Genomic DNA, 14,763 nt, shown 5'->3' on the forward strand with positions numbered 1-14,763 from the left:
TCCCACCCCGCGGCGACCGCCCCCCCCCCCGGCCCCGCCGGGCGCCCCCCCCGGGGGGGGGGGCCCCCCCGCCCCCCCCCACCTCGGGCGTGCACTGTGAGGCAATGCAAGAAGGGCACCTCATTCGAGGTGCCCTTCTTTGCTGGAGCGGACGACGAGATTCGAACTCGCGACCCTCACCTTGGCAAGGTGATGCTCTACCAACTGAGCCACGTCCGCACGATATGAGGTTGTGAGATTGAGAGCGGACGACGAGATTCGAACTCGCGACCCTCACCTTGGCAAGGTGATGCTCTACCAACTGAGCCACGTCCGCAGTTACACCCGGGACCCGTGGGCCTCGGTGTGTCCTCCACTCTACCCCATCCCCGAGGGGGCTTTCGCCACCCTTTTGGTGAAGTAGAACGGATGAGAGCAGGTGACAGGGATCGCACACTGTGCCTTCCCCCTGGAAGAGGGACGCTCTGCTACTGAGCTACACCTGCGAGAGCCGCCCCGCTGACCTGCGCCTTTCGGCGCCGTCCGCGGTGCGTTCCGCTGAGAAGAACATTAGCCCATCTCGCGGGCCGTGATCACCACGGCGGGGCGGTATGTCCGTATTGTCCCGAAAGTCGCAATCGGGGAAGTGAGGGTCGGGGAGTTCTCAGCTCGCCTGCGCGAACGCCTCGTAGACGTGCTTCGGCAGGCGGCCGCGGGCCGGCAGGTCGATTCCGCGCGACTGCGCCCACGCGCGGACGGTCGCCGGGTCGGGCGCGATCTCGGTGCGGCGCGGGGCCGCCTTCAGGGCGCCGCGGGCCTGCTTGCGCCCCGCCTGCACATAGGGAGCGAGCGCGGTACGGAGTTTTTCCGCGTTCTCGGCGGACAGGTCGATCTCGTACGACTTTCCGTCGAGACCGAAGGAGACCGTTTCCTCGGCGGTTCCTCCGTCCAGATCGTCGGAGAGCGTGACCACAACGCGCTGAGCCATGGGAGCCAATCCTCTCGGGCTTTGCCGTGCGACCGCAGGTGCTGGTCGCGACCGGCGCAGCCATTCTGCCCCGCCGACCCCCCGGAATCGAAGAGGCAAGTTTTTCTGCTTCTATTTTCGTGTCGTTTCGGTACCGCGTCGATACCGGTGCGAAACCTCAGAATCGTGCATTTTCGGCAGGCGTGTCGCCGAGGCGAGGAGTCGGACCCCGGGAGCCCGCCTTGTGTGAACCTCCGCACGATCCGCTGTTCTACGCGCGTCACGCTGGATGAGTCTCCAAGATCGCATTTTCGCCCCGGTAGGCTGGGAACTCCCCGCACCACTTATCACCGGGAGTACCCGTGGCACGCGTCGTGGTCGACGTCATGCTCAAGCCCGAGATCCTCGACCCGCAGGGCCAGGCGGTGCAGCGCGCACTGCCGCGTCTGGGCTTCGAGGGCATCGCCGACGTCCGGCAGGGCAAGCGTTTCGAGCTCGAGGTGGAGGGTCCGGTCGACGAGGCCGCGCTCGCCCGCATCCACCAGGCAGCCGAGACCTTCCTCGCCAACACCGTGATCGAGGACTTCGTGGTCCGCGTCGAGGAGGGGCAGTGACCGCCCGCGTAGGCGTCGTCACCTTCCCCGGCAGTCTCGACGACCGTGACGCGCTGCGCGCCGTGAAGCTGGCCGGCGCCGAGCCGGTCGCGCTCTGGCACCGCGACAAGGACCTGCACCAGGTCGACGCCGTGGTGCTGCCGGGCGGCTTCTCCTACGGCGACTACCTGCGTGCCGGTGCCATCTCCCGGTTCTCGCCGGTGATGGAGACGATCATCGAGCAGGCCAAGGGCGGGATGCCGGTCCTCGGGATCTGCAACGGCTTCCAGGTGCTGACCGAGTCGCACCTGCTCCCGGGCGCCATGCTGCGCAACAACCACCTGCACTTCGTCTGCAAGGACCAGAAGCTGCGGGTCGAGAACAACACGACCGCCTGGACCAGCGACTACGCGCAGGGCCAGGAGATCATGATCCCGCTCAAGAACATGGACGGCCGGTTCACCGCGGACCGCCGCACCATCGACGAGCTGGAGGCCGAGGGCCGGGTCGTCTTCCGCTACCTGGACGGCAACCCGAACGGCTCGATCGACGACATCGCCGGCATCACCAACGCCGCGGGCAACGTCGTCGGCCTGATGCCGCATCCCGAGCACGCCGTGGAGCCGCTCATCGGCACCGGCGGCACGGACGGCACCGGCTTCTTCACCTCGATTCTCAAGCGACTGGTGAACGCATGACTCTCGACACCGTCAAGAACGCCTCCGAGACCCCCGACGTCGCGCTCCCCTGGGCCGCGCTGGGTCTCAAGGAGGACGAGTACCTCAAGATCCGCGAGATCCTGGGGCGTCGTCCCACCGGCGCCGAGCTGGCCATGTACTCGGTGATGTGGTCCGAGCACTGCTCCTACAAGTCGAGCAAGGTGCACCTGCGCCAGTTCGGTGAGAAGGCCCCGCAGTCCGACGCCATGCTCGTCGGCATCGGCGAGAACGCCGGCGTCGTCGACGTGGGCCAGGGCTACGCGGTCACCTTCAAGATCGAGTCGCACAACCACCCGTCGTACGTCGAGCCCTACCAGGGCGCGGCCACCGGCGTCGGCGGCATCGTCCGCGACATCATCTCGATGGGCGCCCGCCCGGTCGCCGTGATGGACCCGCTGCGCTTCGGCGCGCCGGACCACCCGGACACCAAGCGCGTGCTGCCCGGCGTCGTGGCCGGCATCGGCGGCTACGGCAACTGCCTGGGCCTGCCGAACATCGGCGGCGAGGTCGTCTTCGACGCCTGCTACCAGGGCAACCCGCTGGTGAACGCCCTCGCTGTGGGCGTCATGAAGCACGAGGACATCCACCTGGCCAAGGCGTCCGGCGCCGGCAACAAGGTCGTCCTCTACGGTGCCCGCACCGGCGGCGACGGCATCGGCGGCGCCTCGATCCTGGCCTCGGAGACCTTCGAGGGCGGCACGCCCACCAAGCGTCCCGCGGTCCAGGTCGGCGACCCGTTCCAGGAGAAGCTGCTGATCGAGTGCACCCTGGAGGCCTTCCGGGCGAAGCTCGTCGTCGGCATCCAGGACCTCGGTGCGGCCGGTCTGTCCTGCGCGACCAGCGAGCTCGCCTCCAACGGCTCCGGCGGCATGCGCTGCGACCTGGACGACGTCCCGCTGCGCGACAACACGCTCACTCCTGAGGAGATCCTCATGAGCGAGTCGCAGGAGCGCATGTGCGCCGTCGTCGAGCCCGAGAAGATCGAGGCGTTCCTCGCGATCTGCGAGAAGTGGGACGTCACCGCGACCGTCATCGGTGAGGTCACCGACGGCGACCGCCTGGAGATCTTCTGGCACGGCGAGAAGATCGTCGACGTGGACCCGCGCACCGTCGCCCACGACGGCCCGGTCTACGAGCGCCCGTACCACCGCCCGTCCTGGCAGGACGCCCTTCAGGCCGACGCCCCGACCGCCGAGCGCCTCGCGCGTCCGGCCACGGGCGACGAGCTGCGCGCGGCCGTGGTCGCGCTGGTCGGCTCGGTCAACCAGGCCGACAAGAGCTGGATCACCAGCCAGTACGACCGCTTCGTGCTCGGCAACACCGTGCTGGCCATGCCGGAGGACTCCGGCATGATCCGCGTCGACGAGTCCACCAACCTGGGCGTCGCGATCGCCACGGACGGCAACGGCCGCTACACCAAGCTCGACCCGTACACCGGTTCGCAGCTGGCGCTGGCGGAGGCCTACCGCAACGTCGCCGCGACCGGCGCCAAGCCGCTGGCCGTCTCCGACTGCCTCAACTTCGGCTCCCCGGAGGACCCGGAGGTCATGTGGCAGTTCGCCGAGGCCACCCGTGGTCTCGCCGACGGCTGCCTGGAGCTCGGCACCCCGGTCACCGGCGGCAACGTCTCGCTCTACAACCAGACGGGCACGCAGGCGATCCACCCCACGCCGGTCGTGGCCGTGCTCGGTGTGATCGACGACGTCACCCGCCGCACCCCGATGGCGTTCGCGGAGGAGGGCCAGCTGGTCTACCTCCTCGGCACCACCGAGGACGAGCTCGGCGGTTCGGCGTGGGCGCAGGTGGCCCACGACCACCTCGGCGGCCTGCCGCCGAAGCTGGACCTCGACCGCGAGAAGCTGCTCGCCGAGATCCTGATCGCCGCCTCGCGCGACGGCATGATCGACGCGGCGCACGACCTCTCCGACGGCGGCCTGATCCAGGCCGCGGTCGAGAGCGCGCTCAAGGGCGGCCAGGGCCTGCGTCTGATCGTCCCGGACGGTCTGGACCCCTTCGTGTTCCTCTTCTCCGAGTCGGCCGGCCGCGCGATCGTCTCCGTGCCGCGCAGCGAGGAGCTCCGCTTCACCGAGATGTGCGGCGTCCGGGGTCTCCCGGCCACCCGCATCGGTGTCGTCGACGGCGATGTCGTCGAGCTCCAGGGCCAGTTCACGCTGCCGCTCGCCGAGCTGCGTGAGGCGAACACCGGCGTGATCGAGGCGCTGCTCGCCTGACGGGTGCGAGAACCGCCACGGGCCCGGCCGCATCACCTGCGGTCGGGCCCGCGGCACGTTCGGCGCGGGTAACGTCGAAGGCGTGACCGACAGCGCCGTTCTGACGACCTTCGAGGAGCACCGTCCCACGCTCTTCGGTATCGCCTACCGCATGCTCAGCAGCGTCGCCGACGCCGAGGACATCGTGCAGGACGCCTGGCTGAAGTGGAGCTCGGTCGATCTCGACCGGGTCGAGAGGCCCCGCGCCTACCTCGCACGGACCGTCACCAACCTCTCGCTCAACAAGCTCCAGTCGGCCGCCGTGCAGCGTGAGTCCTACGTCGGGCCGTGGCTCCCCGAGCCACTGGTGACCGCGCCCGACGCCAGCGGCGACGTCGAGCAGGCGGAGACGGTCTCGCTGGCGATGCTCGTGGTGCTGGAGACGCTGTCGCCGCTGGAGCGGGCGGTCTTCCTGCTCAAGGAGGTCTTCGGGTTCTCCTACGCCGAGATCGGCGGCATGCTGGACCGCTCCGAGGCAGCGGTCCGTCAGGTCGGCAGCCGCGCCCGCTCGCACGTGCAGGAGCGGCGTCCCCGCTACGACGCCCCCGTCACCCAGCGGAAGGCGGTGACGGAGGAGTTCCTGGCGGCCTGCGTCGGCGGCGACCTGAACCGGATGATGGAGCTGCTCGCCCCCGAGGTCACCGCATGGTCCGACGGCGGCGGCAAGGTCCGCGCGGCGCTGCGCCCGCTGCACGGCGCGGACAAGGTGGCCCGCTGGATCCTCGGCGTGCTGCAGACCCCGATCCCGGATCTCGCGATCCACCAGGTCGACGTCAACGGCCGGTTCGGCCTGCTGTTCACCTCGGCCGGGGTGGCCGACGACGTGGTGACCATGGAGCTGGACGAGTCCGGCGCGATCGCGGAGATCCGCCTGGTCCGCAACCCGGACAAGCTGCGGCGCGTCACCGCGCCGCAGGCGCCTACCGCTTCGTGAAGCGGGCCACCGCCACGCCGCCGAGGCAGAGCACGCCGCCGCCGACCGCCACCCAGGTCGGCGTCTCGCCGAGCATCAGCCAGCCCAGCAGGATCGAGATCGGCGGCACCAGATAGGTGGTCACGCCGAGCCGGCCCGCGTTCGTGCGGGCCAGCGCGTAGGCCCAGGTGGTGAACGCGATCGCGGTCGGCACCGCGCCGAGGTAGACGGCCCAGGCGAGGGCGGAGGTGTGTGCCTTCGGCATCTCGTGGACCAGCTGCGGCGCGTACGGCAGGCAGGCGAGCATGCCGACGGCGCAGGCCAGGAAGGTCATCTGCAGCGCGGATACCCGGCTGAGCGCGGGCTTCTGGACGATCGTCGCGGTCGCGTAGGCCACGGCCGAGCCGAAGCAGAGGCCCGCGCCCAGCCAGTCCGTGTGCCCGTGCCGCGCCGAGCCGAAGCCGATGACCAGCACACCGGCGAAGGACACCGCCATGCCGAGGAGCAGCGACTTCGGCAGCCCCTCGCGCAGCACGATCCCCGCGATGACCGCGATCAGGATCGGGCTCACGTTCACCAGCATCGACGCCGTGCCGGCGTCGACCCGCTGCTCGGCGGCGTTCAGCATCACGTTGTACGCGCCGAACCAGAGCACCCCGACGATCACGATCCGCGGCAGGTCCCTGCGGGACGGCCACGCCTCACGCCGCACCAGCACCATCGCCCCGAGCAGGACCGTCCCGACGGCGAGCCGGAGCAGCGCCAACGGCCCGGCCGAGAGATCGTGCCCGGCGGACCGGATCCCGACGAAGGCGGAGGCCCACAGCACGACGGTGACACCCGCCGCGAGGGCGGCGAGCCGCGCGGGCCTGGCGGCGACGGGGGAGACGGCGGGGGAGTCGGAGGCGAGGGGCGGGGTGGTGCTTTCCGTGGTCACAGCTCCAGGGTTCCCGCGTCCACAGGGTGGGGACAAGCGGTAAACCGCCATGACACTACTGACATCCCGCCAACGTGAGGATTCGCTCCCGCAGCTCGCTGCGCCTCCCCGGGGGCGCGAGCGGTGGTATTCGCTCCCGCAGGTCGCTGCGCCTCCCCGGGGGCGTGAGCGGTGGTATTCGCTCCTCCCGCAGGTGGTTGCACCTCGCCGGGGGTGTGAGGCTGTGCCGATGTGCGGCTCCTCCCCCAGCCTTCGGCCGGGAGGTGCCCCTGAGGTGGCCCCTGGGTGGGCGCGAGAATCCCCCAGCCTTCGGCCGGGAGGTGCCCCCTCCGGCGTGCGGATGGTCCTCATCGGACAGGGCCATCCGCCTCGGGTGGGTTGTTCGCGCCCACCGGCGGAGCCGCACATCGCCACAGCCTCGCGCCCCCGGACAGTGCGACGTCCTGCGGGAGCGAAGCCCTAGAGTGCCTGGCATGCCGTCCCGTGCCCGTACCTACGACCGTCTCAAGTCCCGTGCCGCGCTGCGTGTGCAGGCGCGGGCGCTCGGGGAGGTGGTGGCCGGGCTGGACGACGCGCAGCTCGAGCTGCCCACCCGCCTCGGCGGTTGGCGGGTGCGGGAGCTCGTCCTGCACGTGGCCGGCGCGCTGGACGCGCTGCCGCGGTTCCTCGCCGCGCCCGACGACGGACGCTCCGCGTCCACGATCGGGGACTGGGCCGCCGGGACCGCCGGCTCCGCCACCGCGATCGAGGAGGACGCGTTCGAACGCGCCGGGGCCGCGGGTGATCCGCGGGTGGCGTTCGCGGCGGCCGTGGGCGCGGCCCTGGCGGTGCTGGACGCCGACCTCGGCCCACAGGCGCGGATCGTCCACCGCCGGGGCGCCATGCTGCTCGACGACTACCTGGTCACCCGTCTCGTCGAGACCGTCGTCCACGCCGACGACCTCGCGGACGCGCTGAAGCTCGACGCCTTCCCGCACGACCGGCACGCCCTCGCCTCCGCGGTCCGCGTCCTCGCCGACGCCCTCGCCGCCAAGGCGCCAGGCGGCTCCGTCGAGCTGCGGATCCCGCCGTTCGCGGTGGTCCAGTGTGTCGAGGGGCCGCGGCACACCCGCGGCACGCCGCCGAACGTGGTGGAGACCTCGCCGCTGCCCTGGATCCGCCTCGCGACCGGCCGTCTGACCTGGGCGGATGTGCTGGACGTGGCGGAACTCACGGCCAGTGGTGAGCGCAGTGATCTGTCCTCGCTACTGCCTGTGATGGCCTGAGGCGGATCTACGCGCGTCCACCCTGCCCCCGGGACCGCTCCCAGCGGAAGGCGATCTTCACCGGTCGGCCCGGCGTGTCCACCTGCCCTAGACTCGATGACGTGCCACGCGGTGACGGACGACTCAGCCATGACCTCCTCCCCGGCGAGAAGGGCCCGCAGGACGCCTGCGGCGTCTTCGGAGTCTGGGCCCCCGGCGAAGAGGTATCCAAGCTCACTTACTTCGCTCTCTACGCCCTGCAGCACCGTGGACAGGAGTCCGCGGGGATCGCGGTGAGCAACGGCTCCCAGATCCTGGTCTACAAGGACATGGGCCTGGTCTCGCAGGTCTTCGACGAGACCTCCCTCAACTCCCTCCAGGGCCACATCGCGGTCGGCCACTGCCGCTACTCCACCACCGGTTCCTCGGTGTGGGAGAACGCGCAGCCGACCTTCCGCGCGACCGCCAGCGGCAGCCTCGCCCTCGGTCACAACGGCAACCTGGTCAACACCGCCGAGCTGGCCCAGATGGTCGCCGAGCTGCCCGGGGAGGAGCACGTCTCCCGCTCCGGCCGCGCGGCCGTCACCAACGACACCGACCTGCTCACCGCGCTGCTCGCGGGCCAGCCGGACCTCTCCATCGAGGAGACGGCCCGCCAGGTCCTGCCCAAGGTGCGCGGTGCGTTCTCGCTGGTCTTCATGGACGAGCAGACCCTCTACGCCGCCCGTGACCCGCAGGGCATCCGCCCGCTGGTGCTGGGCCGCCTGGAGCGCGGCTGGGTCGTCGCGTCGGAGACCGCCGCCCTCGACATCGTCGGCGCCTCCTTCATCCGCGAGGTCGAGCCGGGCGAGCTCATCGCCGTCGACGAGAACGGCCTGCGTACCTCCCGCTTCGCCGAGGCCGCGCCCAAGGGCTGCGTCTTCGAGTACGTCTACCTGGCCCGTCCGGACACCACCATCGCCGGCCGCAACGTGCACCTCTCCCGCGTGGAGATGGGCCGCACGCTGGCCCGTGAGGCCCCGGTCGAGGCCGACCTGGTGATAGCGACCCCGGAGTCCGGCACCCCGGCCGCGATCGGCTACGCGGAGGCCTCCGGCATCCCGTTCGGCTCCGGCCTGGTCAAGAACGCCTACGTGGGCCGGACCTTCATCCAGCCCAACCAGACGATCCGCCAGCTCGGCATCCGGCTCAAGCTGAACCCGCTGAAGGACGTCATCCGCGGCAAGCGGCTCGTCGTCGTCGACGACTCGATCGTCCGCGGCAACACCCAGCGCGCGCTGGTCCGCATGCTGCGCGAGGCCGGCGCGGCCGAGGTCCACATCCGGATCTCCTCGCCGCCGGTCAAGTGGCCCTGCTTCTACGGCATCGACTTCGCCACCCGCGCGGAGCTGATCGCCAACGGGCTGTCGGCCGACGAGATCGCTGCCTCGCTCGGCGCCGACTCGCTCGCCTACATCACCATCGACGGCATGATCGCCGCCACCGCCCAGCCCAAGGACCGGCTCTGCCGGGCCTGCTTCGACGGGGAGTACCCCGTCGAGCTCCCCGACCCGGAGCTGCTGGGCAAGCACCTGCTGGAGGCGGAGATCTCCGCCGCCAAGCAGCCCCCGGCCGTGCGCGGCGGCAACCGCTCGGACGTCGACGGCGTGCAGTCGCTGCTCGGCGGCCCCGGCGCGGCGGACGCCCTCCGGCGTCCGTGAGCCCCTTGATTTCACCAGCCAGCCCGTCGCCCACCGCCACCCTTGTTCGAGGCGCTTCGCGCCGTACCTCCCGTGACCCGAAAGGGCCGTCCCGTGTCTGACCAGTCCACCGGTGCCACCTACGCCGCCGCCGGCGTCTCCATCGAGGCCGGGGACCTGGCCGTCGAGATGATGAAGAAGTGGGTGGCCAAGGCCACCCGCCCCGAGGTCGTCGGCGGCCTCGGCGGCTTCGCCGGGCTCTTCGACGCGAGCGCCTTCAAGCGCTACGACCGCCCGCTGCTGGCCACGGCCACCGACGGTGTCGGCACCAAGGTCGCGCTCGCCGCGGCGATGGACAAGCACGACACCATCGGCCACGACCTGGTCGGCATGGTCGTCGACGACCTGGTCGTCTGTGGCGCCGAGCCGCTGTTCATGACGGACTACATCTGCGTCGGCAAGGTCCACCCGGAGCGGGTCGCCCAGATCGTCAAGGGCATCGCCGAGGGCTGCGCCCTGGCCGGCTGCGCGCTCGTCGGCGGCGAGACCGCCGAGCACCCGGGCCTGCTCGGCCCGGACGAGTACGACGTGGCGGGCGCCGGCACGGGCGTCGTCGAGGCGGACCAGCTGCTGGGCGCGGAGCGGGTGCGCGCGGGCGACGTGGTCATCGCGATGGCGGCGTCGGGTCTGCACTCCAACGGCTACTCGCTGGTCCGGCACGTGCTGCTGAACCAGGCCGGCTGGGCGCTGGACCGGGACGTCCCGGAGTTCGGCCGGACCCTGGGCGAGGAGCTGCTGGAGCCGACGCGGATCTACTCCCTGGACTGCCTGGCGCTCGCGCGGGCGACCGAGATCCACGCCTTCTCCCACGTCACGGGTGGCGGCCTGGCGGCCAACCTGGCCCGCGTCATCCCGAGCCACCTGCACGCGCGCCTGGACCGCGGCACGTGGACGCCGATGCCGGTCTTCCAGACGGTGGCCGAGGTGGGCCGGATGCAGACGCTGGAGATCGAGAAGACGCTCAACATGGGCATCGGCATGGTCGCGGTCGTCCCGCAGGAGTCCGTGGACGCCGTCCTGGCGGTCCTGGAGGACCGCGACGTCGAGGCCTGGATCCTCGGTGACATCGTCGACCGCACAGGCGACTACGCCAAGGCTGACGGCGCCGCGCTGTACGGCTCCTACGCCTGACCTTCAGCTGCACGACCTCAGGGGCGCGAGGCCCTGCCGATACGCGGCTCCTCCGCGTGAGCGCGAGAAACCACTGACGTGCGGATGGCTCTGTCCGATGAGGACCATCCGCACGCCGGTGGTTTCTCGCGCTCACGCAGGGGGCACCTCGGGCACCTCCCGGCCGAAGGCTGGGGGAGGAGCCGCATATCGGCAGGGCCTCGCGCCCCTGAAGACAGAAACGACGAAGGGCCGACCCAGCTTCGCTGGATCGGCTTCGTCGTTTTCAGGGTGTGGTGACGTCAGGCGCGTTTGCGCGAGGGGCTCTCGTCCACGTCCTCGTCGTCGTCCACGTCGTTGTACAGCTGTGCGTACGAGGCGTAAGGATCGTCGTCCTCGTCCTCGTCGTCCTCGAACGGCTCCGGATTGACCGTGTCGCTCGGATCCGACACGCCCAGCTCATTAGCCAGGCGTGACGCGTCGAAGCCGCCGCTGTTGTACTTCAGCTGGCGGGCGACCTTTGTCTGCTTGGCCTTGGCCCGGCCGCGCCCCATGGCTCGACCCCCTCAACGACGGAGCCCTTGGCTCCGAGTCTTGTCACGCGTTCATGATTCGGAACGGCTCCTCGCGGAAGATGAGAGAGCCGGTCCTTAGAGCAACAACGGTACCTGCTTCCAGCGCCGTACGGTACGCCGCCTGTGCGACGTGGCGCATGCCACCCCAGGTTGTGACCATATTGATGCAGGTCAAGGCCGCAAGAAGGGGCTTGGAAGCCAGTGTCGACCGCGCGTCCCAAGTGACCGTTCCGACACGATTATCCCCCGTACGGGCAAGGGGTATCCCCCGGACGGGGGCGTCAGGTGAGAACGCCGTTCCCGTCCGGGGGTACCCCATGGAGCCCTCGGTCCTAGCGCGAGCGCGGCAGGAGGATCGTCCGGAGGCGGCCGACCTCGGCCATCCGGCGCTCGGCGAGGCGGTCCGCGGCGACGGCCGGCGGGACGCCGTCCGAGTCCGCGAGGGCGAAGATCTCCAGGGTGGTGTCGAAGATCTTCGAGGCCTTGGCCTTGGCGCGGTCGAAGTTGAAGCCCTCGATCTCGTCCGCGACCTGGATCACGCCGCCGGCGTTGATCACGTAGTCGGGTGCGTAGAGGATGCCGCGGTCGGCCAGGTCCTTCTCCACGCCCGGGTGCGCCAGCTGGTTGTTGGCGGCGCCGGCGACGATCTTCGCGGTCAGCGCGGGGACGGTCTCGTCGTTGAGAGCGCCACCGAGCGCGCAGGGGGCGTAGACGTCCAGGTTCGCGCGGATCAGCGCGTCGGTGTCGGCGACGACCTCGACGCCCGGGTGTGCGGCGCGCACGCGGTTGACGGCGTCCTCGCGCACGTCGGTCACCACGACCTGGGCGCCGTCCTCGATCAGGTGCTCGACCAGGTAGTGGCCGACCTTGCCGATGCCGGCGACGCCGACGCGGCGGCCCCGCAGCGAGGGGGAGCCCCACTTGTGCTGCGCGGCGGCGCGCATGCCCTGGAAGACGCCGAAGGAGGTGAGCACGGAGGAGTCGCCCGCGCCGCCGTACTCGGGGGAGCGGCCGGTCACGAAGTCGCACTCGCGGGCGATCACGTCCATGTCGGCGACGTAGGTGCCCACGTCGCAGGCCGTGACGTAGCGGCCGCCGAGGGACTGCACGAAGCGGCCGTAGGCGCGCAGCAGCGCCTCGGTCTTGATCTTCGTCGGGTCGCCGATGATGACGGCCTTGCCGCCGCCGAGGTCGAGCCCGGCCATCGCGTTCTTGTAGGACATGCCGCGCGACAGGTTGAGGGCGTCCTGGACGGCCTCCTCCTCGGTCGCGTAGGGGTGGAACCGGGTTCCGCCGAGGGCGGGGCCCAGGGCGGTGGAGTGGATCGCGATGACGGCCTTCAGGCCGGTGTCGCGGTCGTGGCACAGGACGACCTGCTCATGGCTGTCGCCGGGCGCCGCGTTGGGATCTGTCGCGAAGATCCGGCTGAGTACGCCGGAACGCTCACTGACATCGGTCACGGTGGTGACTCCATTGTCGACGTGTGTCCGCGGGCTGTGGTGCGGACGTTCTGGGTGAAGCGTAGGTCCGCCCCGGGGGTGCGCGGTACGGGGTCCAGCAGGCGGACCGGCCGGCGTGCGGCCCCCGCGACCCCGCCCCGGCCCCGTCCGCGACCCGCCCCGCCCCGCCCCGCCCCGCCCCGCCCCGTCCGCTCCCGCCCCGGCCCGGGGAGCGGACCGGTCGCTTCCGGGGCGCCGGAGGTGTCCGCCGTGCGACGATGCCAAGGTGCCTACGTTGCGGACCTCGGTGCATCCTCCTTACGCCGCCTACTTGCGCGTCTACGAGCCCCTGGCCGCCTTCGCCGAGCCGGAGCGTTCGTACTGGCAGAGCTATGCCGCCGACGGACCGCGGTTGGGCGCCGTCGACGAGCACCGGGCGCGACTGGCCGACCTGACCGCCGTCCCGCCGCTCGCCGTCCCGGAGCGGGAGAGCCGTGACGCGTTCGTGCACGAGGCCGACGGCGTCCTCTACCTCTGCCCGTGGCAGACCCGGCTGCGCAGCTGGCTCGCCCTGGCCGAGCTGCGCGAGGAGCTGCCCGCCTCGCTGCTGGACGCGGTGGTACCGCCGGTGGTGCGGACGCAGGCCGAGTCGGACTGGGACCGCTGGCGTGCCCAGCACCCCGACGGCCGCCCCTGGATCCTGACCAGTACCTGGAGCATCCCGGTGCGTTGGTTCCTGCTCTTCGCCGAGGAGGAGCGCGAGTACATCCCCGCCGGGGCGGAGCTCCCGGCCCCGGCGGCCGACCCGTCCGCGGGCGCGGGTGACCGCGTGGACGGCAGTTCCGGCGAGCGCGCGGACGCGGGCCGGGGCGGCGGCCCCGGCGGCCCCACCGGCGGCCCGGACGGCGGTGCCGCGCCGGACGCACGGGAGGAGGGCACGGGCGTGAAGCGGAGCTCCGCGCCGGTGCTGCGCTACCGCACCCCGATGGCCCAGGCCCGCCGCCGGGTGGCCCGGGGGTTCCGGGTGCTGCGGGAGACCCTGGACGCCGGCCCGCTGGTCGACGGCGTCGAGGAGGTCGGTCGCTGGCTGGAGGAGTTCCACCCGCGCTCGCTGGTCGAGCTGGACTACGGCGGGCTGGTGCACGCCATCCCGGAGCAGCGCCTGGTCGCGGACCGCTCCGCCGAGGAGGTCGCCGAGGGTGTGGCGGCCCTGCGCGACGGCGACCCGGTCCGGGCCGGCCGTTGCTACCGGGCGCTCACGGAGCGCTGGCGGCGGGTCCAGGAGCTCCAGTTCGCCAACTGAGACCCAGGGCCCCGTCCGCGTCTCGGGAACGGCGTACGAGGCGTGCCACCACGGCTGATGGTCACAGCATCAGCACAGCTCAGAGGCGGGATGGCGTCGAAGCGACGGTCTACGCGCGTCCACGCCTGGCGGGGTTCCGCCACGACCGATCACGCCATGGACGGCCGCCGGACCTGTCGGACATGCGTGGCACCATCTCCTCAGACGTCACAGGGGCGCTTATCCCATCTCCACATGGGACCAAGGTCCCAGATCGGGTCAATCCCCCATCAACGTGACGTGACTCACCGTTGACGCGAAGGTCGCACTGGGTGTCAAAATAGGACAACCAGCCTCACCGCAGGGGCATTCTGCCCACGTAAGAGTGGTTCTGCGGACATTGAGGGCCTTCGCGGGGGAAGCGGGGGTTCTGTTTGCCGTGACAGGGGGTCGCTTTGCGGTGACTGTCCGTTATGGCATGGTCCATCGTCATCCGTCGACCTTGGCCCCTGAGGGGCCAATTCCGCCGGTTTGGCTGATTGGACTGGACGGATGGTGTAGTTGTAGTGCCAAGGACAAGCCGTTCGTCCTATTACCGACTTGGTGGGTGATGGCCATTTCGGACATCGCACACCAAGGTGCAGAATTTCTAGGAAAGAACCGTGTTGGTTCGGTTCTCCCGAGGAGGCCGCTCATGACCGCTCGTACCCCTGATGCCGAACCCCTGCTGACGCCGGCCGAGGTCGCCACCATGTTCCGCGTTGACCCCAAGACGGTCACTCGCTGGGCCAAGGCTGGCAAGCTCACCTCGATCCGGACGCTGGGGGGTCACCGCCGCTACCGCGAGGCGGAGGTGCGCGCTCTGCTCGCGGGCATTCCGCAGCAGCGCACGGAGGCCTGAGAGGCTTCGAGTAACGCTTTAGGCTGCACCGGACTCCGCCGGGTCCGGTGCAGCTTTTTGTTTTCCCGGAATTAGCTTTTCCCGCGTGTGCAATT

General features: G+C 70.7%; 13 protein-coding genes and 3 tRNA genes. 9 read left to right on the forward strand and 7 right to left on the reverse strand.

What is annotated here, in order from left to right:
• Window positions 1–143: 143 nt before the first annotated feature.
• From ABH931_RS31760 to ABH931_RS31775, 4 genes are all read right to left on the reverse strand, one after another.
• Window positions 144–219: transfer RNA gene (locus ABH931_RS31760), tRNA-Gly, on the reverse strand.
• A 24-nt stretch (window positions 220–243) separates the two neighbouring features.
• Window positions 244–316 (reverse strand) — tRNA-Gly (locus tag ABH931_RS31765).
• 97 nt (window positions 317–413) lie between these two features.
• Window positions 414–485, reverse strand: a tRNA-Gly gene (locus ABH931_RS31770).
• 158 nt (window positions 486–643) lie between these two features.
• On the reverse strand, window positions 644–967 hold the full coding sequence (locus ABH931_RS31775; protein WP_370121032.1) for an Lsr2 family protein: 324 nt from the start codon (window positions 965–967) through the stop codon (window positions 644–646).
• A gap of 341 nt (window positions 968–1,308) precedes the next feature.
• Here ABH931_RS31775 and purS point away from each other — a divergent pair, with 341 nt between their 5' ends.
• The 4 genes from purS to ABH931_RS31795 all read left to right on the forward strand — a co-directional run bounded on the left by purS (window position 1,309) and on the right by ABH931_RS31795 (window position 5,462).
• Window positions 1,309–1,560 (forward strand): phosphoribosylformylglycinamidine synthase subunit PurS, encoded by a 252-nt coding sequence (gene purS / locus ABH931_RS31780; RefSeq protein ID WP_042453769.1) that lies wholly within the window; start codon window positions 1,309–1,311, stop codon window positions 1,558–1,560.
• Window positions 1,557–2,237: a phosphoribosylformylglycinamidine synthase subunit PurQ gene (gene purQ / locus ABH931_RS31785; protein WP_111503152.1), complete on the forward strand. Its 681-nt coding sequence runs from the start codon at window positions 1,557–1,559 to the stop codon at window positions 2,235–2,237. The genes purS and purQ overlap by 4 nt, the downstream gene beginning before the upstream one ends.
• Window positions 2,234–4,489: a phosphoribosylformylglycinamidine synthase subunit PurL gene (gene purL, locus ABH931_RS31790; RefSeq protein WP_370121036.1), complete on the forward strand. Its 2,256-nt coding sequence runs from the start codon at window positions 2,234–2,236 to the stop codon at window positions 4,487–4,489. The genes purQ and purL overlap by 4 nt, the downstream gene beginning before the upstream one ends.
• 82 nt (window positions 4,490–4,571) lie before the next feature.
• Window positions 4,572–5,462: an RNA polymerase sigma-70 factor gene (locus ABH931_RS31795; protein ID WP_370121039.1), complete on the forward strand. Its 891-nt coding sequence runs from the start codon at window positions 4,572–4,574 to the stop codon at window positions 5,460–5,462.
• On the opposite strand, the gene ABH931_RS31800 is transcribed toward ABH931_RS31795, so the two are convergent.
• Entirely contained in the window at window positions 5,449–6,378 is a 930-nt protein-coding gene (locus ABH931_RS31800; protein WP_370121042.1) for a DMT family transporter, read from the reverse strand. The two genes, ABH931_RS31795 and ABH931_RS31800, sit on opposite strands and share 14 nt — an antisense overlap.
• A 473-nt stretch (window positions 6,379–6,851) precedes the next feature.
• Here ABH931_RS31800 and ABH931_RS31805 point away from each other — a divergent pair, with 473 nt between their 5' ends.
• The 3 genes from ABH931_RS31805 to purM all read left to right on the forward strand — a co-directional run bounded on the left by ABH931_RS31805 (window position 6,852) and on the right by purM (window position 10,492).
• Window positions 6,852–7,643 (forward strand): sterol carrier family protein, encoded by a 792-nt coding sequence (locus ABH931_RS31805; RefSeq protein WP_370121045.1) that lies wholly within the window; start codon window positions 6,852–6,854, stop codon window positions 7,641–7,643.
• Between the two features lie 101 nt (window positions 7,644–7,744).
• The gene (purF, locus tag ABH931_RS31810) at window positions 7,745–9,322 is read left to right on the forward strand and encodes an amidophosphoribosyltransferase (RefSeq protein WP_370121048.1); all 1,578 of its coding nucleotides are present in this window, start codon (window positions 7,745–7,747) and stop codon (window positions 9,320–9,322) included.
• A 93-nt stretch (window positions 9,323–9,415) separates the two neighbouring features.
• Window positions 9,416–10,492: a phosphoribosylformylglycinamidine cyclo-ligase gene (purM, locus tag ABH931_RS31815; RefSeq protein WP_370121051.1), complete on the forward strand. Its 1,077-nt coding sequence runs from the start codon at window positions 9,416–9,418 to the stop codon at window positions 10,490–10,492.
• A 281-nt stretch (window positions 10,493–10,773) separates the two neighbouring features.
• Here the strand turns inward: purM and ABH931_RS31820 are convergent, their stop codons facing one another.
• On the reverse strand, window positions 10,774–11,025 hold the full coding sequence (locus ABH931_RS31820; RefSeq protein ID WP_370121054.1) for a DUF3073 domain-containing protein: 252 nt from the start codon (window positions 11,023–11,025) through the stop codon (window positions 10,774–10,776).
• A 353-nt stretch (window positions 11,026–11,378) separates the two neighbouring features.
• Entirely contained in the window at window positions 11,379–12,506 is a 1,128-nt protein-coding gene (locus tag ABH931_RS31825) for a Glu/Leu/Phe/Val dehydrogenase dimerization domain-containing protein (protein WP_370121057.1), read from the reverse strand.
• 265 nt (window positions 12,507–12,771) lie between these two features.
• On the opposite strand from ABH931_RS31825, the gene ABH931_RS31830 reads away from it, so the two are divergent.
• Window positions 12,772–13,788 carry a hypothetical protein gene (locus tag ABH931_RS31830; RefSeq protein ID WP_370121060.1) on the forward strand — a complete coding sequence of 339 codons (1,017 nt, stop codon included), beginning with the start codon at window positions 12,772–12,774 and terminating at the stop codon, window positions 13,786–13,788.
• A 673-nt stretch (window positions 13,789–14,461) separates the two neighbouring features.
• On the forward strand, window positions 14,462–14,668 hold the full coding sequence (bldC, locus tag ABH931_RS31835) for a developmental transcriptional regulator BldC (RefSeq protein WP_033321412.1): 207 nt from the start codon (window positions 14,462–14,464) through the stop codon (window positions 14,666–14,668).
• Window positions 14,669–14,763 lie beyond the last annotated feature (95 nt).

This window comes from Streptacidiphilus sp. MAP12-33, from assembly GCF_041261265.1.
Lineage (GTDB): Bacteria > Actinomycetota > Actinomycetes > Streptomycetales > Streptomycetaceae > Streptacidiphilus.

Coding starts and splice junctions, on each gene's coding strand:
- ABH931_RS31775 (WP_370121032.1), bottom strand. CDS start 967: ATGGCTCAGCGCGTTGTGGTCACGCTCTCCGACGATCTGGACGGAGGA.
- purL (WP_370121036.1), top strand. CDS start 2,234: ATGACTCTCGACACCGTCAAGAACGCCTCCGAGACCCCCGACGTCGCG.
- ABH931_RS31805 (WP_370121045.1), top strand. CDS start 6,852: ATGCCGTCCCGTGCCCGTACCTACGACCGTCTCAAGTCCCGTGCCGCG.
- ABH931_RS31820 (WP_370121054.1), bottom strand. CDS start 11,025: ATGGGGCGCGGCCGGGCCAAGGCCAAGCAGACAAAGGTCGCCCGCCAG.
- bldC (WP_033321412.1), top strand. CDS start 14,462: ATGACCGCTCGTACCCCTGATGCCGAACCCCTGCTGACGCCGGCCGAG.